At 71.6% G+C, this 21,171-nt stretch carries 20 protein-coding genes; 11 read left to right on the top strand and 9 right to left on the bottom strand.

Translation table 11 applies throughout. The annotated features are described in order from the left end of the window. Positions 1–381: 381 nt before the first annotated feature. From ABZ707_RS12765 to ABZ707_RS12740, 6 genes are all read left to right on the top strand, one after another. Complete coding sequence (locus tag ABZ707_RS12765; protein WP_360172207.1) at positions 382–927, top strand: DUF5994 family protein; 546 nt, start codon at positions 382–384, stop codon at positions 925–927. Further along, positions 924–1,268 (top strand): hypothetical protein, encoded by a 345-nt coding sequence (locus tag ABZ707_RS12760; protein ID WP_360172204.1) that lies wholly within the window; start codon positions 924–926, stop codon positions 1,266–1,268. The genes ABZ707_RS12765 and ABZ707_RS12760 overlap by 4 nt, the downstream gene beginning before the upstream one ends. A 39-nt stretch (positions 1,269–1,307) precedes the next feature. Next, a complete protein-coding gene (locus tag ABZ707_RS12755; protein WP_360172201.1) occupies positions 1,308–1,622 on the top strand; it encodes a hypothetical protein in 315 nt (104 codons plus the stop codon). Positions 1,623–1,858: 236 nt separating this feature from the next. Further along, the gene (locus ABZ707_RS12750; protein WP_360172593.1) at positions 1,859–2,977 is read left to right on the top strand and encodes an LLM class flavin-dependent oxidoreductase; all 1,119 of its coding nucleotides are present in this window, start codon (positions 1,859–1,861) and stop codon (positions 2,975–2,977) included. A gap of 2 nt (positions 2,978–2,979) precedes the next feature. Continuing rightward, positions 2,980–3,618: an FMN reductase gene (locus tag ABZ707_RS12745; RefSeq protein ID WP_360172198.1), complete on the top strand. Its 639-nt coding sequence runs from the start codon at positions 2,980–2,982 to the stop codon at positions 3,616–3,618. A gap of 44 nt (positions 3,619–3,662) precedes the next feature. Continuing rightward, positions 3,663–4,103 carry a universal stress protein gene (locus tag ABZ707_RS12740; RefSeq protein ID WP_360172195.1) on the top strand — a complete coding sequence of 147 codons (441 nt, stop codon included), beginning with the start codon at positions 3,663–3,665 and terminating at the stop codon, positions 4,101–4,103. Positions 4,104–4,219: 116 nt separating this feature from the next. Here ABZ707_RS12740 and ABZ707_RS12735 read toward each other — a convergent pair whose 3' ends face one another. Together ABZ707_RS12735 and ABZ707_RS12730 are read right to left on the bottom strand one after the other, a co-directional pair. Then, positions 4,220–5,332 carry a MerR family transcriptional regulator gene (locus ABZ707_RS12735; RefSeq protein WP_360172192.1) on the bottom strand — a complete coding sequence of 371 codons (1,113 nt, stop codon included), beginning with the start codon at positions 5,330–5,332 and terminating at the stop codon, positions 4,220–4,222. Positions 5,333–5,489: 157 nt separating this feature from the next. Beyond that, a complete protein-coding gene (locus ABZ707_RS12730) occupies positions 5,490–5,870 on the bottom strand; it encodes a hypothetical protein (protein ID WP_360172189.1) in 381 nt (126 codons plus the stop codon). A 145-nt stretch (positions 5,871–6,015) separates the two neighbouring features. On the opposite strand from ABZ707_RS12730, the gene ABZ707_RS12725 reads away from it, so the two are divergent. The 4 genes from ABZ707_RS12725 to ABZ707_RS12710 all read left to right on the top strand — a co-directional run bounded on the left by ABZ707_RS12725 (position 6,016) and on the right by ABZ707_RS12710 (position 9,971). Next, positions 6,016–6,900: a hypothetical protein gene (locus tag ABZ707_RS12725; RefSeq protein WP_360172187.1), complete on the top strand. Its 885-nt coding sequence runs from the start codon at positions 6,016–6,018 to the stop codon at positions 6,898–6,900. A gap of 66 nt (positions 6,901–6,966) precedes the next feature. Continuing rightward, positions 6,967–7,464, top strand: a complete 498-nt coding sequence (locus tag ABZ707_RS12720) for a hypothetical protein (RefSeq protein ID WP_360172184.1) — start codon at positions 6,967–6,969, stop codon at positions 7,462–7,464. A gap of 139 nt (positions 7,465–7,603) precedes the next feature. Next, a complete protein-coding gene (locus ABZ707_RS12715) occupies positions 7,604–7,861 on the top strand; it encodes a DUF2630 family protein (protein WP_360172181.1) in 258 nt (85 codons plus the stop codon). A 133-nt stretch (positions 7,862–7,994) separates the two neighbouring features. Continuing rightward, positions 7,995–9,971 (top strand): FUSC family protein, encoded by a 1,977-nt coding sequence (locus tag ABZ707_RS12710; protein ID WP_360172178.1) that lies wholly within the window; start codon positions 7,995–7,997, stop codon positions 9,969–9,971. Here ABZ707_RS12710 and ABZ707_RS12705 read toward each other — a convergent pair. The 5 genes from ABZ707_RS12705 to ABZ707_RS12685 form a co-directional block, all read right to left on the bottom strand. Continuing rightward, entirely contained in the window at positions 9,952–10,395 is a 444-nt protein-coding gene (locus ABZ707_RS12705; protein WP_360172175.1) for an ATP-binding protein, read from the bottom strand. The two genes, ABZ707_RS12710 and ABZ707_RS12705, sit on opposite strands and share 20 nt — an antisense overlap. Before the next feature lie 377 nt (positions 10,396–10,772). Then, positions 10,773–12,455, bottom strand: a complete 1,683-nt coding sequence (locus tag ABZ707_RS12700) for an LCP family protein (protein WP_360172172.1) — start codon at positions 12,453–12,455, stop codon at positions 10,773–10,775. Between the two features lie 75 nt (positions 12,456–12,530). After that, positions 12,531–14,258, bottom strand: coding sequence for an LCP family protein (locus ABZ707_RS12695; protein WP_360172169.1), 1,728 nt, complete (start codon positions 14,256–14,258; stop codon positions 12,531–12,533). 305 nt (positions 14,259–14,563) lie between these two features. Next, positions 14,564–14,953 (bottom strand): RNA-binding S4 domain-containing protein, encoded by a 390-nt coding sequence (locus ABZ707_RS12690; RefSeq protein ID WP_360172166.1) that lies wholly within the window; start codon positions 14,951–14,953, stop codon positions 14,564–14,566. 124 nt (positions 14,954–15,077) lie between these two features. Beyond that, on the bottom strand, positions 15,078–17,141 hold the full coding sequence (locus ABZ707_RS12685) for a PhoX family protein (RefSeq protein WP_360172163.1): 2,064 nt from the start codon (positions 17,139–17,141) through the stop codon (positions 15,078–15,080). A 349-nt stretch (positions 17,142–17,490) separates the two neighbouring features. Between ABZ707_RS12685 and ABZ707_RS12680 the strand changes: the two genes are divergently transcribed. After that, positions 17,491–19,170: a VWA domain-containing protein gene (locus ABZ707_RS12680; protein WP_360172161.1), complete on the top strand. Its 1,680-nt coding sequence runs from the start codon at positions 17,491–17,493 to the stop codon at positions 19,168–19,170. A gap of 60 nt (positions 19,171–19,230) precedes the next feature. Here ABZ707_RS12680 and ABZ707_RS12675 read toward each other — a convergent pair whose 3' ends face one another. Further along, the gene (locus ABZ707_RS12675) at positions 19,231–20,421 is read right to left on the bottom strand and encodes a HAMP domain-containing sensor histidine kinase (protein WP_360172158.1); all 1,191 of its coding nucleotides are present in this window, start codon (positions 20,419–20,421) and stop codon (positions 19,231–19,233) included. After that, on the bottom strand, positions 20,418–21,071 hold the full coding sequence (locus ABZ707_RS12670; protein ID WP_319679148.1) for a response regulator transcription factor: 654 nt from the start codon (positions 21,069–21,071) through the stop codon (positions 20,418–20,420). Before ABZ707_RS12670 ends, ABZ707_RS12675 begins: the two co-directional genes overlap by 4 nt. Positions 21,072–21,171: the final 100 nt, after the last annotated feature.

Here is a 21,171-nt window from a genome sequence, read left to right as displayed (position 1 = left end):
ACACCGGGGAGACGGTCACGGTCGCCGTCGCGACGTTCGGTGGCGCATGCACCCCCAGGGGGACGGAACGGCCGAAAATCCAACAAAAATCCAAGAAACTCGCCATAGAGTTAGGCGAGGCTAACCTAATGGTTCCATGGGAGGGATGCCAACCTGGTCGAACGCGGACAGATCATTTCCGGACAGTGCCCTCGGCCCGATGGCGGGCGCGGCGACCGGCCGTACGGGACCGAGCCCGGTCGCACACCAGGGCCCGTGCGGCCCGGCGGGAGTACGCTGAGAACACCGAGGGCATTTCGCACACCCGCTTCCACGCCGGTGTCGTTCCCGGCTTCTCACAACACCGGGTGGTTCTCGTGCCCCCGGAGGCGGGTCAGTCCCATGACGGCCGATCTCGATTTCCTCACCCCCAGCACCCCGGACGCGGACACGGTCCCCGGACAGCCCGGGGAATCCGCGCGCGCCAGGCTGTTCCTCGCGCCGGGCGGACACGGCGCGGGCGCCCTCGACGGAGCGTGGTGGCCGTACTCACGCGATCTGGCGCGGGAACTCCCCGCGCTGGCGGCGGCCATGGACGGTCCCTGGGGCCGGCTCACCCGGGTCCTGGTGAACCCGGCGCACTGGCCGGTCGTCCCGCGCCGGATCCAACTGCCGGGCCGGCCTCTGCACATCGGCTGGTTCGCGGCCGAACAGGACCCGGACATGATCATCCTGCGCTCCTACTCCGTGGGCCGCTGGGACCTGCTGGTGATCCCGCCGGGGACCCCGGCGGACACGGCGGCCCGGCTGATGACGGCGGCCGCGGCCCCGGACAACCGGCTGGCCGCGAGCGCGCTGCTGGCGCGGGAGACATCGGAGCGGGAGACACCGGAGCGGGACACCGGCGGGGTGAGGACGGAGCAGAAGGAGGAGGCGAGAGCCTCATGACCGGTTGGATCAGTGTGGTGGTGATCCTGGGCATGATCGCGGTGGGTGTGCTGTTGATCCATGTGGTCAACGGGCAGCACCAGCGGCGCATGGCCACCTACAAGTACGGCCGGGCCCTGTGGGACCCGCGCGACCGGCAGGCCCCGGGCGGCGGATATCTGGACACCGGCGGGCCCCACGATCACCGGACCTGGGGCCGCGGCCACTTCCGGCAGCACCAGCGGATCCACGGCCGGGGCCGGGGCCACGGGGAACGTCCGGCCGGAGCCGCGCCCCCGGCCGACACAAGGCCGCCGCGCCCCGATCCCGGGGCCGGGACCGGCGCGCGGCGGGTGGGGTGAGCGCCGATGCCGCACTACCCCGGATGTCGGGACGCGCCCGTGAGCGGTGACCTGATGAACGGCGCCAGGCCCAGGTCCCGCCGTCGGCCGCCGTCCGGACTGCCCGCGCGCGATCTGCCGGCGCCCGGTCTCGCCGAGGTACGTGTCATCGCGGAGTCGCCGGAGACGGCGCAGCTCATCGCGGATGTCCTGCGTGCTGTCTTCGCCGCCAGCGAGCCCCGCTCCTACCCCGCGGACCCGGTGCGGGGCGGCACCCGGCTGCATCTCACCGTGGACACCGACTGCGCCGCCGATCTGCCCGAGCACCGCCGTCCGCGCCGGATCTCGGCCCGGCCGCACGACGACGAGGTCTGACTCACCCCCGCCCGGGCGGGGCCACGCGCCCCGCCGGAGCCGCGCCACCAGGCCCCCGACCAGGACCGCGAGTCCCGGCCGGGGGCCTACGCCTGTCCCCGTACCTTCGCTGCGCCGGACATCCGTGCGCTCACCGCACAGTGCCTGCTCACCCTGGGGACAGAGCCGGAATAGAGACTGGGGGACGGTCGTTACAGTGGCCAGTTGAAACTTCAACCATTGGAGAGGTGAGCGCGATGCAGTTCGGGATCTTCACAGTCGGCGACGTAACGACCGACCCGACCACCGGACGTACGCCGACCGAGCACGAGCGGATCAAGGCGATGGTGGCGATCGCGCAGAAGGCCGAGGAAGTCGGACTGGACGTCTTCGCGACGGGCGAGCACCACAACCCGCCCTTCGTCCCGTCCTCGCCGACCACGATGCTCGGTTACATCGCGGCGACCACCGAGCGGCTGATCCTCTCCACCTCCACCACGCTGATCACCACCAATGACCCGGTGAAGATCGCGGAGGACTTCGCGATGCTCCAGCACCTCGCCGGCGGTCGCGTCGACCTGATGATGGGGCGCGGCAACACCGGGCCGGTCTATCCGTGGTTCGGCGAGGACATCCGCCAGGGCATCCCGCTCGCCATCGAGAAGTACGCGCTGCTGCGCAAGCTCTGGCGCGAGGACGTCGTCGACTGGGAGGGCAAGTTCCGTACGCCGCTCCAGGGCTTCACCTCGACGCCCCGGCCGCTCGACGGCACGCCGCCCTTCGTCTGGCACGGCTCGATCCGCTCTCCCGAGATCGCCGAGCAGGCCGCGTACTACGGCGACGGCTTCTTCGCCAACAACATCTTCTGGCCCAAGCAGCACTTCCAGAAGCTGATCCGCCTCTACCGCCAGCGGTACGCGCACTACGGGCACGGCACACCGGAGCAGGCGATCGTCGGCCTCGGCGGCCAGGCGTTCATCCGGAAGAACTCGCAGGACGCCGTGCGGGAGTTCCGTCCGTACTTCGACAACGCGCCGGTCTACGGGCACGGGCCCTCGCTGGAGGAGTTCACCGAGCAGACCCCACTGGTCGTGGGCAGCCCCCAGCAGGTCATCGACAAGACCCTGGAGTTCAGGGAGGCGTTCGGTGACTACCAGCGCCAGCTCTTCCTGATGGACCACGCCGGACTGCCGCTGAAGACGGTCCTGGAGCAGCTCGACCTGCTCGGCGAGGAGGTCGTACCGGTGCTGCGCAAGGAGTTCGCGGCCGGCCGTCCGGCCGACGTACCGGACGCTCCGCTCCACCCCGCCGTCGCGGCCGGCGCCACGGCCGACGCGGCCAGGACCGGTGACATCACGGAACCGAAGGAGGTCTGACCATGGAGCCGTTGAAGCTCGTCGCCGTCTCGGCGGGGCTGAGCAAGCCGTCCTCGACCCGTCTGCTGGCGGACCGGCTCGCCGAGGCGACCGCCCGTGAACTGACCGCCGGTGAAAGCCCGGTGGAGGTCAGAGTCGTCGAACTGCGCGATCTGGCGGTCGACATCGCCAACAACCTGGTCACCGGCTTCCCCTCGCCCGCGCTGCGCGAGACCCGGGAGGCGGTGACCGGCGCGGACGGTCTGATCGTGGTGACACCGGTGTTCGCCGCCTCCTACAGCGGGCTGTTCAAGTCGTTCTTCGACCTGATCGAACCGGACGAGCTCAACGGCATGCCCGTACTCCTCGGTGCGACCGGTGGCACCTCGCGCCACTCGCTCGTGCTGGAGCACGCGCTGCGGCCGCTCTTCTCCTATCTGCACACGCTGATCCTGCCGACCGCGGTCTTCGCCGCCACCGACGACTGGGGCACGGGCGCGGACACCTACGCGGGCGGACTGTCCGCGCGAATCGACCGGGCGGGCCGAGAGTTCGCCCGGCTGCTGGCCGGACGCAACCCGACGGCCACCCCCGGGGGACGGAAGTCGGCGGAGATGGACGAAGTGGTCCCCTTCGAGCAGCTTCTCGCGGACCTCGCGTAGGTTTGCTTGGAGGTATAAAAGATGATCGATCGGTTGGGAGCGTCATGAGCAACAAGATCGTGGTCGGTGTCGACGGCTCGGAGCCCTCGCTGAAGGCCCTGCACTGGGCCGTCCAGCAGGCGAAGCTGACCGGGGACCGGCTCGCGGCCGTCATCGGCTGGGAGTACCCGGCGGTGGGCTGGGCCGGGATGACGCCGGGCGTGCCGCCGGAGTTCGACCCGGAGCAGCTCGCGCGGCAGATCCTGGACGAGGCCCTGGACAAGAACCTGGCCCCGGACGTCGCCGCGTCGGTGGAGCGCCTGGTCGTGGCGGGCCATGCCGCCCAGGTGCTGACGGAGATCTCCGAGGGCGCCGCGCTGCTGGTGGTCGGTGACCGCGGTCACAGCGGCTTCACCGCGGCGCTGCTGGGCTCCGTGAGCCTGCATGTCACCCAGCACGCGAAGTGCCCGGTGGTCGTGGTCCGCGGCGAGGTCACCGAGGTCTGACAGCGGCCGACGGTGGGCCCCGGCCCACCGCCGGGCCCGCCCGTCACGCCACCGGCCGGCCACCATCGTCTGACGGCCGGCCGTGGCGGACGGTCCGCGCTCGGATCAGCCGTGGGTCACAGCGCCACCACGTCGGCCACGACACAGGCGATGTTGTCCGGCCCGCCCGCGCGCCGGGCCAGCCCGACCAGTTCACTGACCGCGGGCTCCGGCCCGTCGGCCATGACGACGGTCTCCCTGACCGCCTCCGCCGAGACCGCCGTGAACAGTCCGTCCGAGCAGAGCAGATAGCGGTCGCCGGCCTGCGCGTCATGCAGCCGCAGATCCGGCCGGGCCCCGTCGTCGCTCCCGTCCAGCGCCCTGAGCAGCAGCGCGCGCTGCGGATGCGAGAGCGCCTCCTCCGCACTCAGAGCGCCCTCGTCGATCATCGACTGCACCACCGAGTGGTCGTGCGTGATCTGGAAGAACTCACCGTCGCGCGACACATAGGCACGGGTGTCGCCGATATGGACCAGGGCGAGCCGGGAGCCGGTCCACATCAGGGCGGTGAGGGTCGTACCGGAACCGGCCAGAGCGTTGACGGACCGGTTCGCCCCTCGCACCGACTCCGCCAGGGCGTTGAGCAGTTCGCCGCCCGGCAGTGCGCCCGCTCCCGAGTCCGCGAGCGACCTCAGCGCCTCGATCGCCGCCGCGCCGGCGCGCGCGCCCTCGCCGCCGAAGCCGTCCGCGACGGCGAGCAGCCGTGAACCGGCGTACGCCGCGTCCTGATTGCTCTCCCTGACCAGGCCGGGGTCCGACCGGGCCGCGTAACGGATCGCGAGCCGCGGGACGGGGGAAGGGGTGGGAGGAGTGTTCGGACCGGATGACATGACGGCGTCCTTTCCTGCGGGATTCCCCGACAACTGGTCGATGAGGAAGGTCGCCAGGTCCCGGCGGACGGCCGTCTCGGCCTCCACCCGTGCCCAGTAGGCCCGGATCTCCCGGCCGGCCGCGGCCGGATCCGTCTCATGGAGATCGCACACGTCCCGGACGCGGGCCAGCGGCATCCCGATCCGGCGGAGCCAGGCCACCAGCCGGGCCCGTTCGAGCTGGGTCTCGTCGTAGTACCGGTATCCGGTGTACGGGTCGACACGAGCCGGCCGCAGCAGCCCCAGTTCGTCGTAGCGGCGCAGCGCCTTCGCGGACAGCCTGGACGCACGGGCGAAGGCACCGATCGTCAGCGAACCCATGCTTCCCCCTCCTCGTACCGGGCTTCTCGCCCGGCCCCACCGATGCTGGGGCTTCCCGGGGGAGGAAGGTCAAGCACGTGTGCGGCCGGTGACTCCCTCATCGTGGGAGTCACCGGCCGCACACGGTCCTCGCGGGGGCGGACCCGCCGGGGCCCGCTCAGGGCTCTCTGGTGTGGAAGAAGTAGAAGGTGAGGATGACGGTGCCGATGCCGAGCGCCAGCCCGATCGCCGAGGACAGCATGACGCTGTGCCCGGTGAGGCTGTAGAGGAAGCCCATGGCCCCGCCGACCAGCGTCCCGTAGGCCGCGGCCCGCAGTTCGCGGGGGAGCACGTCCCTGAACCGGTCGAGCGCGAAGACCAGCAGGGCCACGGCGGCCCCGGAGATCAGCGCGAGGGCGAGCTGCCCGTAGGTGGCGGGGCCACCGCCGCGCGCGATGAACTGCGCGTAGGCGCCGTAGATGACGCCCAGCAGGATCGGCATCGCCAGTGGGCGCGGCGAGACGCGACGCCGCGCCCGTGTCGGCGCGTGTACGGCCATGGCCGGGAACTCCTTCCGGTCGCACCCCCGTCCCTCCAGGGCACACCCGCCCGTCGTGCCCGGCAACCGGGCGAGGTCGGGGTGGACTCACCAGGTCGGCGGCGCACCGCTCGCGTGCGCCGTCCGGTCCGCGTTCGCTGGAGGGGTGCGGACCTACCTGTCCACGGCGTTGATCGTCTTGCTGGCGGTCCTCACCCCACTGAGCGCGATCGCGGCGTGGGCCGATCTGGAGATCGGCGACACCGACCGGTTCGTCTCCACCATGGCCCCGCTCGCCTCCGACCCCGCCGTGCGGAACGCCGTCGCGGAACGGATCACCGATGGTGTGATGCCCCGGATCCATGTGGGTCAGCTCCAGGACGAGGTCCGCGCGCTGCTGTTGGAGGCCGTGCGGTCGTTCGCCACCACCGATGCCTTCAAGTCCGCCTGGATGACCGCCAGCCGCGCCGCCCACGACGCCGGGGAGCAGGTCCTGACCAGCGGCGGCGGCAATACCGTGACCATCGATCTGGCTCCGGTCGCGGAACGGGTGAAGATGCAGCTCGTCACGGACCGGGTGCCGTTCGCCAACCGGATCCCGGTACGGCACGACGACATCACCGTGCTCAGGGCCAATGGGCTCGGGGTCTGGCGCGATGTCGTCCAGGGTCTGGTGGAGGCCGGTGTCCGGCCTGCCGTCGGGACGGTCGTCCTCATGGTGTCGGCCGTCCTGCTGGCGGTCCGCCGCCGCCGGGCGCTGATCGGCGTCGGGCTCTCGCTCGCGGTCGGCGCGGTGGTGCTGGCCGTCGCCGTCGCGATGGCGCGCGGCACGATCCTGGGCAATCTGCCGAACGACAGCGACCGTTCCGCGGCGCGCGCGATCTACGACGTGCTGACCGGTTCGCTCCGTACGACGTCCTGGTCCGTGCTGGCCGCGGGTCTCGCCCTGGCCGCCGGCGCCTGGTTCGGCCGCCGGCCGCGTCACCCGCCACCGGCACCGCCGGCGCGTGCCAGGGAGCCGGCGGAGTCACGGCTGCCGGGCGTCTCCTGACCGCCCGAAGTCCGGGATCCAGCCGCCCGAATATCCCTTTTGCTCCATTTGGGGCAGCATAAGGATATGAGTCAGAACACAGCACATCGGCCCCCCAACACGGGCATGGGCACCGGCACCGGCGAAGGCACGGGCATGGGCACCGGCACCGGCGCGGGCACCGGCGCGCACTCACAGGCGAAGGCAGCCTGGGCGACCGGCGGCAGTTTCTTCGCCGGTGTCCTCATGCTGGTCTCGGGGATCACCGACATACTCCAGGGCATAGTCGCCATCAACCAGGACGCTTTCCTCAGCAGCGCCACCGGCTACGTCTACGCCTTCAATCTGACCTCGTGGGGCTGGATTCATCTCGCCATCGGAATCCTGGTCGCCGCCACGGGCATGGGGATCCTCATGAGGATCCCGTGGGCGCGCTACGCGGGTATCGGGGTGGCGTCGCTGAATCTCATCGCGCAGTTCATGTACCTGCCCTACCAACCGGTCTGGGCGGTCGTCGGCATGGCCCTCTCCGCCTTTGTGATCTGGGCGCTGACCACGGACCGCGTCCGGTCCCACGTCACCTGACCGGTCGGCGGATCCCGCCCACGCCACCTCCGGCCCCCACGACAGCACACCGGGCTGTGGGGACGACGGCCTCGGCCGCCGTCCCCACAGCCGCGTGCGCACCCGGTCCAGCCGTCAAGTCCCAGGAGACACAGCCGCCATGAACGCCGCCGGCAACAACGACGAGATCCTCGACAACATCGGCGCCCTGGTCGCCGAGGAGCGCGCCCTGCGCGCACGCTCGACCCGGAGTCTCGGACTCGCGCCCGAGGAGCAGCAGCGGCTGCGCTCCGTCGAGGTCCAGCTCGACCAGTGCTGGGACTTGCTGCGGCAGCGCCGCGCCAAGTCCGAGTTCGGCGAGAACCCGGACGAGGCGGCGGTACGGCCGGCGAGCGAGGTCGAGGGCTACCAGGGCTGAGACCCTCAGGGTTGAGACCCCGGCAGACCCCAGCGCCGAGACCCCCGGCAGGGCCGGCCGCCCACGCCGGGAAGACCGCCGGTCACCCGGCCGGAGCTGACGTTTTCCCGCCGCGTGCGCGAAGGTTGCGCCCATGGGAAAACGTAGGGACACGAGCCGGGGCGCGGGCCGGCTCGCTCCGCCGGAGTGGCTGCTGGCGGGTCTGCGCCCCAAGCCCGCCCGTATCCCCTGGGCCGCCGCCGCCCGTGCCTCCGTCGCCCTGGCGGCGCCGCTGGCGGCCGGTATCGCCGCCGGCGCGCCCCAAGCCGGCGTGCTCGTCTCGGTGGGCGCGATGTTCGGCGTCATCAGCGACACCGCCGACGCGTACCGGATGCGGCTGATCACCATCGCGGTGCCCCAGCTCTTCGGCGCCGTCGGCATCACGCTCGGTGCACTCGTCTACGGACACGGCTGGGTCGCCGTCGGGATACTGACGCTGGTCGCGCTGGTCTCCGGGATGATCTCCTCGATCGGCGCGGTCGCCTCGTCCTCCGGGCTGCTGCTCCTGCTCACCGCCGCGCTCGGCGCCGGCCTGCCACTGCCGGGCCCCTGGTGGAAACCTCCGCTGCTGTTCGCCGTCGGCGGGTTGTTCGTCCTCGTCCTGTCGCTGCTGGCCTGGCCGCTGCGCGGCCGGGCGAAGGAACGGGCCGCCGTCGCCGGGACATACCGCGCGCTGGCCGATCTGCTGGAGGCGGCCGGCGGCACGGAGTACGACGGCAGACGGCTTGCCCTCACCCAGTCGCTGAACGACGCGTACGACGTCGTCCTCGCCCGCCGCGCCCGCGACCACGGCCGCCGCGGACCGCTCGTACGGCTGGTCGCCCAGCTCAATGTGATCATCCCGCTCGTCGAGTCCGCGCCCGCCGCCCATCTCCACGGCGGCCCGCTGCCCGCCGCGTTCCCGGCCGCCGTCAGGGAGTTGGCGGACGCCGTCGCCGAGGGCAGCACCGGTGGGCCCGCCCTGGAACTGCCCGCGCCCCGCACCCCCGCAGAACACGCCGTCGAGGCAGCGCTGCGCCATGTCGCGGCCGTGGTGCGCACGGGGGGCCCCGACCCGCACGATGTCGGCGACCGGCTCGGGCGCCCCGCGCCCCTGTGGGTCCGCGTCCGCAACGCGGCCCGCGACACCGCGCTCTCCAGGGCTTCCTGGCGGTACGGGCTGCGCCTCGCACTCTGCGTCGGCATCGCCCAGGCGCTGGTGTCGCTGATCGCGGTCGAGCGCTCGTACTGGATCACTCTCACGGTCATCTTCGTCCTCAAACCGGACTTCGGCTCGGTCTTCTCGCGGGCCGTGCTCCGGGCGCTGGGCACCGCCGCGGGGCTGGTCGTCGCCGCGGCGGTGCTGACGGGGGTGCCGCCCGGCTGGTGGGACGTGCCGGTCATGATGCTCCTCGCCCCGCTGGTGCCGGCGATCTCCGCGAAGGGCTACGCCTTCCAGACCGCCGCGCTCACCCCGGTGATCCTGCTGCTCACCGACATCCTCAACCACCAGGGCCCCGAGCTGATCCTCCCCCGGCTCGTCGACAGCGTGATCGGCTGCGCGATCGTGCTGGTCGCGGGCTATCTGCTGTGGCCCGAGAGCTGGCACACCCGGATCGGCGACCGGCTGGCCGACGCGGTCGAGGACGCCGCGGAGTATGTGCGCAGCACCTTCGGCACCGCCGGAGAGGGCGACCGGGTACGCCGGCGCCGCCGGCTCTACCGCGACCTGTCGGCTGTCCGCGCCGAATTCCAGCGGGCCCTGACCGAGCCCCCGCCCACCGGGGCGCGGGCGGCGGCCTGGTGGCCCCTGGTCATCGCGGTGGAACGCGTCGCCGACGCGACGACGGCGGCCCGCGTCCGCGTCGGCCAGGGCGCCCCGCCGCCCGCCCCGGCGGAGACCGCCGACATCGAACGCCGGCTGCGGGAACTGGCCGCCGCCCTGCGGTCGAGCGATGTCCTCGTCGGGGCGCGGGAGGAGCCGGCCGGTGAGGAGAACGGCGTGCTGGGGCCGCTGCGCCAGGAGGTGCGGGCGGCACGCGCGATCGCCTCTCCGCAGCGGCGGTCCGGCCTCAGGGACCCGACACTTTGAGAGTCACCCAGACCCGCTTCCCCGGCCCCTGCCGGGGAGCGACGCCCCAGTCGTCGGCGAGCGCCACGATCAGCGCGAGCCCCCGCCCGCACTCGTCGTCGGCCCCGGGCGTGCGCGGCCGGGGCAGGAAGTCGCCCGCGTCCTCGACCTCCATCCTGAGCAGCCCGTCCGACCGGTGCAGACTGACGGAGATCTCCCGGCCGGGCGGGCTGCCGTGGCGCAGCGCGTTGGTGACGAGTTCCGACAGCAGGAGAGCGGCGGTCGAGGCGGGCTCTTCCGGCAGGTCGATACTGGTATCGAGCGCCTCCCGGGCGCGGCCCACACTGCGCGGATGACTGGGCAGCCGGAACGTCACATGCTGCTCGTACCGGGCGTACTGGTCGTACTGGTCGCGCTGGTCGCGCCGTTCACCGTCGTGGTTCATGGGAAGGACCTTCCCTGCGGCGCGGCGTTTTACTTTCCGTACAACAAAGGTGACCGTACGCATTCGCCGTCGGTGATCGGCGGGATCCGGCAACACCGCCTGTGACAACGGGTGTTGTCCAGGGACGGGACGGACAAGCCGGGGTGCGGACCGGCGGAGATTTTTTACGGGAGCCCCAACTGAGGCCCTCCAGAGGCCAGATGGGCCGGAATAAACATCATCCCTGAGTGATATTTCGGCCCGTCCCGCCGGCGCGTCCGGCAGGGGGAGACGCCCTGCCGGACCCGCGCTGTGTTTGTCGGGCAATGTGAAGTCCCGGGCCCGGACAGCCGTCCGGGCCGGGCCCCACGCCGCGCGCGCCGCGCGCTCTTCCGCGACTACCAGGTGAAGGCCGGGTTGACCCGCATGCACGCCTTCTTGTTCGAGCCGTTGAGGGCGTCGGCCGAGTCCGGGATCTTGTCGTCCTCGGCCCTGGCCTTCGGATACGCGTCGCCCTCGCGCCAGTCACCGCCCACGATCAGCGTCACGCCGGAGACCTCCGTCGACCGCTGCACCGAACTCGTCGGGATGCCGAGGGCCTTGGCGACCGCCCAGGCGTCCCCCTCCATGTCCGCGCTCGGATAGCGGACCACGGTCTTCGGCTGCGCCGACGCCGCTCCCGGCTCCGCCGTCGCGCTGGTGAACCCCTTGCCCGCGAGCACCTGCGCCACACTGCTCGCACGGCTGCCCACCGGCGCCAGCGTCTCGGTACGCGTGGCGTTGCGGACCTGGACGGCGATCTCCTCGTCGGCCGCCGCCGGATCGTCCGGCGTCTTCTCGGCGCGGGACGGCTTCTTCTTGTCCTTGCCGTCCAGCGCGATGTCCTCGCGGACGAGCCGGAAGAGCTTCTCGGCGTCCTCCGGCTTGGGCTCCACACGGTTGCGGTCGGACACGGCCCACTGCCACGGCATGGTGGTCATGGTGATGCGCTCGGTCGGCACCTTCTTCAGCTCGTTGCTGAGGTCGTAGAGCTTCTTGACGGTGTCCAGACCCCGGTCGACCGTCAGCGCCGCCGTGGCCTCCTCGGCGAGGCTCCGCAGCTTCTGCGGGTTGCCCAGGGTGGCGTTCTCCCGCAGCTCACGCACCATCGAGTTCATGTACATGTGCTGGGCCTTGGTCCGGCCTATGTCGGTGTTGTCCTCGAAGCCGTAGCGGGTCCGCAGCCACTGGAGGGCCTGCTCGCCCTTGACCGGGTGTGTTCCCTTGGTCAGCTTGAGGCCGGATCCCTTGCCGTCCGACGAGTGCGAGTAGATGTTGGCGTCCACACAGACGGGTACGCCGCCTATCGCGTCGGCCATGGAGACCACTCCGGCGAAGTCGACCAGCATGAAGTGGTCGATGTGAATACCGGTCAGCTCCTCCCAGGCGGCGACCGTGCAACCCGGTCCGCCCCGCCCGAGGCTCTCGTTCGTCATCATCGGGAGCACGGTCGCCCGGTACACCTTGCCGTTCTCCGGATCGGTGCACTTGGGGATCTTCATCAGCGTGTCGCGCGGGATGCTGATCACCGACATGTTGCGGCGGTCGGCGGAGAGGTGCAGCAGCATCTGCACGTCCGCGAGCGGCGGCGCGCCGAAGGTCTCCTTGGCCCCGCCCAGCGCCTGATTCTCCTTGGAGTCCCGCGCGTCGGATCCGATCAGCAGGATGTTCAGCGGCGTCTGGCCCGCCGCGTTCGGCGTCGGCCTGGCGGCCTTGTGGTCGCCGAGGTTGAGGTCGGCCTTCTTGATGTTGGCGTTGAGGTGCTCGTAGTAGAGGTAGCCGACCCCGGCCGTGCCGAGGATCAGCGCCGCCAGCGCCGTGGCCGACCAGCGGAGTATCCGGCGTCTGCCGCGCCGCCCGCGCGGAGCCCCGCCCCGGCCGTCGGGTCCGTGCGGCGGCCGGTCCCCGCCCTCGCCTTCTCCGCCCTCGCCTTCGGCCTCTCCGCCGTCGGCGCCCTCGTACAGGCTGTCGTCCCAGCCGAGCTCACCGGCGTGCCGGACACGTCTTCGCGTGCCCTCCGCGTGCGTGCTGCTCTGCCTCATTGCTGCCCCTCCCGCCCCACCCCGGACCGCGCCCGCCCTCCCCGCTCATGAGCGGGGAGGGCGGGCGCGAATGTCTTACTTGGCGCACACGGCCTTGTCCGCTTCGACCCTCTGGATCAACTCCGGCGCCTTTGTCGGAGCGGTGAGCGGTATCCCGGCGCCCTTGAAGTCGGCGCCGAGCGTCAGTGTCATCGGATCCATCTCGCCCGCGTCCTCGGTGCCTTCCTTCAGCGCGGCGGCGGACAGGCCCATGATCTCGGCGAGCCTGCGCGCCTGGTCGGCCTGGTTGGGCGCGTATTCCAGCGTCGTCTTGGCCAGGTCCTTGTCGGCGTTGCCGAGCTGGCTCGACTTGAGCACGCCCTCGGTGTTCTGCAGCCAGGTGAGAGTCGTCTGAGCCGCGCCCTGGACACCACTGCCGTTGTAGACGCTGACCCGCACGTCGGCGGGGTCGGCCTTGGGCCCCTTGAGCTTGGCGCTCTCCTTGGCCGCGGCCTTCTTCTTCACCTCGGTCAGCGATATGTCGTCCCGCATCATCGCGAACAGCGGCTCGGCCTGGGACTCCTTGACGACGACCGTCGCGCGCACCGTCTCCGCCGGATTGTCGTCGACGGGCAGCGTGGTGAAGGTGATGTTCTTCGGGTCGACGTCCTTGAGCTCCATCGCCAGCGACTGGAGCTTGGTGATCGAGCCGATGCCCGAGTCGACCGTGAGGGCCTTGGTGGCCGCCTCCGCGAGACCAAGCACCTTGGTCGGGCTGGTCAGCGTCCCGGAGGACTTCATCTTCCGCATCAGCGAGGCCAGGAACTGCTGCTGCACCTTGATGCGGTCGAGGTCGCCCTCGTTGCCGAAGCTGTGCCGGGTCCGTACGAAGGCCAGCGCCTGCTCTCCCTGGAGCGTGTGCTCGCCGGCCGACAGCTTGAGATGCGAGTCGGGGTCGTCCACATCCTTGGCGAGACAGACCTCCACCCCGTCCACGGCCGTGGTCAGTGTCTTGACGGCGTTGAAGTCGGCCATCATGAAGTGGTCGACCTTCAGTCCGGTCAGCTCGGAGACGGTGCGCATCGTGCAGCCCGGGTCGCGGCCGTCCTGACCGAGGCTGGTGTTGAAGCGGACGCCCGTCGTGCCCGGTATGACCTTGGTGGAACCGTCGGGCTGCTTCGTCGGGCAGTCGGGTATGTCCGTCATCAGGTCACGCGGAATGCTCAGCGCGGTCGCGTTCGTCCGGTCCTTGGACACATGCAGCAGGATGTTGGTGTCCGCGTGGCCGACGCTGCCCTTGTCGCCGTAGCCCTCGTTGCCCGCGCCGGTGCGCTTGTCCGTGCCGATGATCAGGATATTGATCGGCCCGTCCTTGATGACGTCCTTGCTGCCCGTGCCCACGTCGTACGTGGTGATGTTGCCGTTGAGGTGCCGGTAGTAGAGGTATCCGCCCAGCGAGACGCCCACCAGCAGGAAGGCCATCACGCCACCGGTCCACACCAGTGCCTTGCGCTTCTTGGGCTTCTTCTTGGCGAGCCGGCGTCCGGCCGGCGCCTTGGCCTCCTGGGCACGGCGCCCGCGCTGGCCGGGAACCGGCCGCTCGGCACTGGACGAGCGCTGTCTCGGCGGGGCCTGTTTCCGGGCCGTCCCGGTCGACTCCGGCTTCGGCCTTTCCGGCCTCGGCCGCGATCTCCGGGGCCCCGGTACGGGCGACTGCCCAGCGGATGCGTCCAGTCGCAGTTCGTAGTCACCGGTATGCGGGTTCAGTACCCACTGGTCTGCGGGATCGATATCATCCGCCCGCCCACGGCCTTGCGCGTCCACGGTTGTTTACATCCTCCGTCGGGGCCACGCGGCGCCTTTCCCCCTCTTCAAAGGCGCGCGGTCAACGTCCGGCGTGCACGGCCTCACGGTCGGGTCCACCGGACCGCTCACACTATCCGTTTAATTCAAGCCAGGACGACGGCGGTGACGAATCCAACATCCCTACAACTGGGCAATCTGGAGCATTTCTTGGCCGCACTCAGACATTCACAGGTCTCGGTTGGGATTCGCTTGACCCACAACTGATCGAACGGCGCCCTTCGGGACGTTGAAGAGCAAGATCCAGGGCAGCGCGGCGCGCGCCCTCAGAAGCCCTGCAACCGGTCCAGGTCCCGGCGGTCCCGCTTGGTCGGCCGGCCGGCGCCCCGGTCGCGGATCGCGATCGGGATCGTGAACTCCCTCGGCGGTGGCGGCGGGCTGTTGTCCACGTAGCACTCCACCGCCACCGGCGCGCCCACCCGCTTGCGCACGATGCGCGAGACCACCACGATCCGGTCCCGGCCCGCGTGCCGCAGGCGCACCTCGTCGCCCTGCTTGACCGCGTGCGCGGGCTTGACCCGGTCCCCGTTGATACGGACATGGCCCGCACGGCAGGCCGCGGCCGCCTGGGAGCGTGTCTTGGTCAGCCGTACGGACCAGATCCAGCTGTCGACCCGTACCGTCCCGCCGCCCGGGACCTCCGCCTCAGAAGCCATATACCGAGGGTAGGCGCTGCGGCCTCCCGCTTCCCGCCTTTTACGGCCGGTCCGCCGGATCCCCAGGGCCGGTGGAGCGGGGTGACGCCGGTCCGAGTCGGCGCCACCCCGCGACAGTGTCGGCTCAGACGCCGATGTCCCCGCCGTCCTTGCGCCAGACGGCGACCACCGACGGCCGGACGATCTTCCCCGGGCCGTCCGGCCAGGTGCTCGCCGGCTTCTCGACGGACGCGCCGTCCAGCTCGCCCGGGTGCTGCACGGAGACCAGGACCCGGCGGTCCTGGATGAGCGGCCCACAGGTCTCCGCGCCGTTCGGCACGGTCAGGAACTGCTTCAGCTCACCGCGCCGCTCGCCCTGCGTCGCCACACCGAACAGCCCGTCATGGGTGCCGAGCGCGTTGCCGTCCGTCGAGATCCAGAGGTTCCCGTGCGGGTCGAAGGCGACATTGTCCGGGCAGGAGATCGGGCTGACCTTCTCCTTCGGGAAGCCCGCGAAGTAGGTCGCCGGGTCCTTCGGGTCTCCGGCGACCAGGAAAAGCCGCCAGGCGAAGCCGTCACCCGCCGGGTCGTCCCAGTTCTCGGCGAGTTCCAGGATCTGGCCGTGCTTGTTGGCGTTGCGGGGATTGGCCTCGTCGGCGCCGGCCTTGCCCGCCTTGCCGCGGTCGGTGTTGTTCGTCAGCGCGACATAGACCCGGCCGGAGCGCGGTGACGGCTCGACGTCCTCGGGGCGGTCCATCTTGGTGGCGCCCACCGTGTCGCCCGCGAGCCGCGTGAAGACATACACCTCGTCGGCGGTCATCCCCGGGACGTGCGACACATCGCCGGTGGCGAGCGGTATCCAGACGCCGGAACCGTCGAACTCACCGTCGTTCGGCAGCTTGCCGGTGCCGTCGAACTCGCCGGCCGGGCTGTCGCCGGACAGCTTGGCGACATAGAGCGTGCCCTCGTCGAGCAGCGTCAGGTTGTGCTCGCGCGCGGCGCGGCTGCTGCCCGGCTTCATCTTCTTCGACGAGACGAACTTGTAGAAGTAGTCGAAGCGCTCGTCGTCGCCCATGTACACGACGGGACGGCCGTCCGCGGTGAGTCTCGGCTGCGCGGCCTCGTGCTTGAAGCGGCCGAGGGCGGTGCGCTTGCGCGGCGTGGAGTCCGGGTCGTACGGGTCCAGTTCGACGACCCAGCCGAAGCGGTGGGCCTCGTTCGGCTCCTGCTTGAGGTCGAAGCGCTTGTCGAACAGCTCCCACTTGCGCTCGCTGGCGGCGGTGCCGATGCCGTAGCGCAGGTCCGTCTCGCTCGACCCGTTGGCGAAGTACTGGTTGAAGTTCTCCTCGCCGTGCAGCGTCGTGCCCCACGGAGTGGTGCCGCCCGCGCAGTTGTTGAGCGTGCCGCGCACCCTGCTGCCGGTTCGGTCCACCGAGGTGCGGAGCAGCTCGCTGCCGGCCGCCGGGCCGGTGAGCACGAACTCGCTGGTGGCCGTGAGCCGCCGGTTGAGCTGGTGCCTGGTCACCGCGGTGAGCTTGCCGCTCTTGCGGTCCTCCTCGACCACGACGACGGACAGACCGTGCGCGGCCCAGGCGATCTCCACCTGCTCGCGGGTCGGCTTCGCCGGGTCGTATCCCTTGAACATGAGGATCTCGTCCGTGTACTCGTGGTTGGCCACCAGCACCTGACGGCCGCGCTCGCCCTTGAGCGGCAGCAGGCTCAGGAAGTCGTTGTTGTAGCCGAACTGACCCGCCTGCGCCTTGGCGGACTGCCTGTCGGGGTGGAAGTCCGGCGCGCCGCGCAGGATCGGCTCGCCCCAGCGGATGACCACGTTCTGGCTGTAACCGCTGGGGACGGTCACCTTGTCAGCGGTGTTGGGGGCGACAGGAGCGAAGCGCAGACCGCGCGCGCCGTCGGCCTGGGGGCTGTTGCCGCCGCCCCTGCGGTCGTCACCGGCGGCGGCCGCCGCTGCCGGGGCCTCACCGGGGCCGACCACCACGGCGGAACCCGCCGCGGCGGCCACCGTCACCACAGCGGCGGCGCGGACCATGGAACGCCGCGAGAGGGCACGGGCGATGACATCACCCGCGTACTCGTTCTCGCTCTTGTTCGGCACTTCGTGGAAACACGCGTCCCCGCAGCGGTAACGGCAGGTCAGGGCAGACCGTCCGCCGGGGTGAGAGCTGAGCAGCGGCAGCAGTTTGCGCACTTTCGCCTCCGATGTGTGTGGTTCCGGCGCGCGCCCCGCGCCGACAAGGCCGACAGGGTGTCGGAAAGCCCTGGCGGTGACGGTAGGGGGGGACGCCAGCAGGGTGACGGCATAGGGGTGAACGGGTGATGAATGCGGAGCGTCCGGGAGGCCGGTGCCGGTTGTCACCGGAGGAACACCGGGCGCGCCGCGCAGGCCAGAGGCCCCGCACCGGCCGCCCTGCGCGTTGGCCGCCCCTGCCGGAGATCATTTGGGGCGGCCGCTAACCTTACGTATCCGCCCTGGCCAGGGATGTGCTTTTTTCCCCGGCGGCGGACACCGCACCCAACTCATCTGAAAGGCCTCGCCCATGGGCATTCGGAGCTTGCTGCGCAAGGTGTTCGGACGCGACCGTGCGGAGGAGCGCAACGAGTCGGCGGCAGCCTCCGTACCGTCCCAGGCCGACCGTACGGAGTCGGCGGAGCAGACCGAACCGGCCGAGACGGCCGAGACGGCCCGGCCGACCGAGCCGGCGGCCGAGCCGGAGACCGGTACCCCGGCCCCGGACACCGATACGCCGGCCGCGACCGTACCGGCGCCGGCCAGGAGGTCGTCCACGGAGCCGGCGGGAGCGGCCGACCTGGTGGCCGCGGCGTTCGACAACCCCCGGCCGCCCAAGGACGGCGGCATCGTCCCGCCGCAGACCTCGCGTTCGGCCGCGGCCGACGACGCACCGCAGGCGACCGTCCCGGCGCAGACGTCGGCGGAGCCCGCGGCGGACGCCCCGGCCACCGCCGCCCCCACCAACGACCCGGTGGCCGAGGCCGATCCGGTCGTCCCGGCGGACTCCGAGGCCCCGGCCGCGCCGGTCCCGGCGCCCGCCCCGGTCCCCGCCGCCGAAACGGCCGGGGAAGCCGTTGCCGCGTCCGCCGCCGAAACGGCCGCCGAACCGGTGCGGGCCGAGCCCGAAGCGATCGCGGCCCCGCAGGAGGACGTTCCGGTCACCACGGCCCCCTCCGCTGACGAACCGTCAGCGGAGAGCGTTCCGGCCGACCCCGCAGAAACGGTCGAGCCGACGCCGACTCCCGTACCGGACAGCGTGGTTGACGACACCGCCACAACCGCCGCCGCCGAGAGGGAAGAAGAAGAGACCGCCGCGGCGCCGGAGGCAGCGGCACCGGCCGCACCGGAAGCCGAACCCGAACCGGTCACCGCGCCCGCCGCAGAGCCCACGCCCCAACCCGAGCCGGTCCCCACGCCCGGACCCGAGCCCGTCTCCGCGCCCGCCGCAGAGCCCACGCCCCAACCCGAGCCGGTCCCCACGCCCGAACCCACATCGGTCACCGCGCCCGCCGCAGAGCCCACGCCCGCGCCCGAACCCGCGCCCGTCTCCACCGCCGCACCGCTCGCCTCGGTCGCTCCCGGCCTCACCGGCCACTACGACGCCGCCGGGGCCGCGCTCGACGACCTGGGGATCGGCGACCGCCGGGCCACCGTGTATCTCGTCCTCGACCGGTCGGGATCCATGCGGCCGTACTACAAGGACGGCAGCGCCCAGCACCTCGCCGAGCAGACGCTCGCGCTCGCCGCCCGCCTCGACGAACACGCGGCCGTCCACACGGTGTTCTTCTCCACCGACATCGACGGCACCGCCGACCTCACCCCCGCCGCCTACGAGAACGTCGTGGACACCACACACGCCGGTCTCGGGCGCATGGGCCGGACCAGCTACCACCGGGCGGTCGAAGAGGTCGTCGGGCACTACGAGAAGTCCGGGAAGGAAGGCCCCGTGTTCGTCGTCTTCCAGACGGACGGAGCGCCCGACGCCAAGCAGCCCGCACGGCAGGCCCTGGTCGATGTGGCCGGCAAGCCGTTCCACTGGGCGTTCGTGGCGTTCGGCGAGCACGACTCCAAGGCGTTCGACTTCCTGCGCAAGCTGGGACTGGACAACGTCGGCTTCTTCCACGCGGGCCCCGCGCCCCGCGAGGTCCCCGACGCCGATCTCTACCGCGAGCTGCTGACCGGCTGGCGGATCACCCCCGGGAACTGACCCCGGTACCCGGTCCCTCCGAACCGCCGCACGCCCCTTCGCCGCCGGCCCGCGTCACCGTCACGCGTGGCCGGCGGTGGTGTCCGGGGCCGCCGGCAGTGTCACCGTCACCAGCAGCCCGCCGCCGCTCCCGCCCGGCGCCGCCGTGACCGTGCCGCCGTGCGCCACCGCGATCGAGCGGACGATGGAGAGGCCGAGCCCCGCGCCCGGCCCCATCCGGTCCCGGCCCTCGCCGCGCCGGAACGGTTCGAACAGCGACGGTATGTCCGCGGCGGCCACGGCCGGTCCGGTATTGCGCACCGTCAGCACGCAGCCGCTGACAGCGACCTCCACGGTGCCGCCGGGCACGTTGTACGTGACGGCGTTGGCCAGCAGGTTCCCCACGAGCTGCCCCAGCAGCAGCCGGTTGCCGCGCACCACTCCCGCGTCCGCCACCTCCGGCGTCACGGCCGGTCCGTACCGGGCCGCCTCCCTGGTCACCGCCTCGCCCAGGTCGACCGGCTCCTGGTCCTCGACACCGCGCTCGCTGCGCGCCAGGACCAGCAGCCCCTCGATGAGCTGCTCACTGCGCCGGTTGTTGTCGAGCAGGGTCTGCTTCGTACGGGCCAGCTCGTCCGCCGTGCACAGCCCGTCGAGACCGACCTGGATCGCCGCCCGCTGGGTCGCCAGCGGGGTCCGCAGTTCGTGCGAGGCGTTCGCGATGAACCGGCGCTGGCTGTCGAACGCCGTCTGCAACCGCGCCAGCAGCGCGTCCAGCGTGGCCCCCAGCTCCCGCAGCTCGTCGTCGGGACCGCTCGTCCCGATCCGTTCGTGGAGATTGTGCTCGGACAGCCGGCGGGCCCGCTCCGTCATCGCGTGGACCGGCCGCAGCACCCGCCCCGCCGTCCACCAGCCCACCCCCACCGCGCACGCGGCCATCACCAGCAGCGCGGCGACCGACCAGACCAGCATCTCGTGGGTGGCGGCGTCACTGACGTTGTCGGTGAGCTGGTAGACGGTGACGGGCGCGAGCTGCCGCTCGGCCACCAGCCCGCGCGCCGAGGCCACCGGCAGCGCCGGAGTCACCCTGGGCGGCGAGACCCGGGCGGCGATGGCCGCGGCCTCGTCCTCCGTACCGGCGCTGGAGAGCAGATTGACGACCGCGAGCAGACAGCCGCCGAGCACGACGAAGACTCCGCCGTAGATGACCGCGACACGGGTACGGATGGTGGAGCCGGGGCCCGGGACGGGCCGGTTCAGCGGGCGTATCACAGGGCGTATCCCACACCCTGCACCGTGCGGATGAGGGGCGGTTCACCGAGTTTCCCCCGCAGCTTGCTGAGACAGACCCGCACCGCACCCGTGAACGGATCCGCGTGCGCGTCCCACGCACGCTCCAGCAGTTCCTCCGCCGAGACCGGCGCGCCGTCCGCCTCCAGCAGGATCTGGAGCACCGAGAACTCCTTGGGCGAGAGATCCAGCGCGCGTCCGTCCCTGGACGCCGTCCGCCGTACGGAATCGAGCCGCACCCCGTGCCGTTCGAGCTGCGGAGGCACGGGCCTGGAGCTGCGCCGCCGCAGGGCGCGCACCCGGGAGACCAGCTCGGGGAAGTCGAAGGGCTTGCCCAGATAGTCGTCGGCGCCCAGGTCGAGCCCCTCGACCCGGTCCTCCATGGAGGCGGACGCCGTGAGCATCAGAATGCGCGTACGGGACGACTCGGCGACCAGCTTGCGCGCGACGTCGTCGCCGTGGACGCGCGGCAGATCGCGGTCGAGGACGACCACGTCGTAGTCGTGCAGTCCCAGATAGGCGAGCGCGGCGTCCCCGCTGTACACGGTGTCGACCGCGAAGCCCGCCCGTCGCAGCCCGGTGGCCACCAGCTCGGCCAGGACCTCCTCGTCCTCGGCGACCAGTACCCGCATGCTGCCGTCCCCTGCCTCGCGCTCCGCCCGCGACCCCGTGCCCCGCGCCGGTCCGTGCCCCGCCCCGCGCCCCGCCTCGCTCATGATGCCCTTCTCCTCC

Source organism: Streptomyces sp. NPDC006923 (assembly GCF_040635655.1).
Lineage (GTDB): Bacteria > Actinomycetota > Actinomycetes > Streptomycetales > Streptomycetaceae > Streptomyces.
The sequence above is the reverse complement of the archived record's forward strand: the minus strand, read 5'-3'. Positions and strand labels throughout refer to the sequence as shown.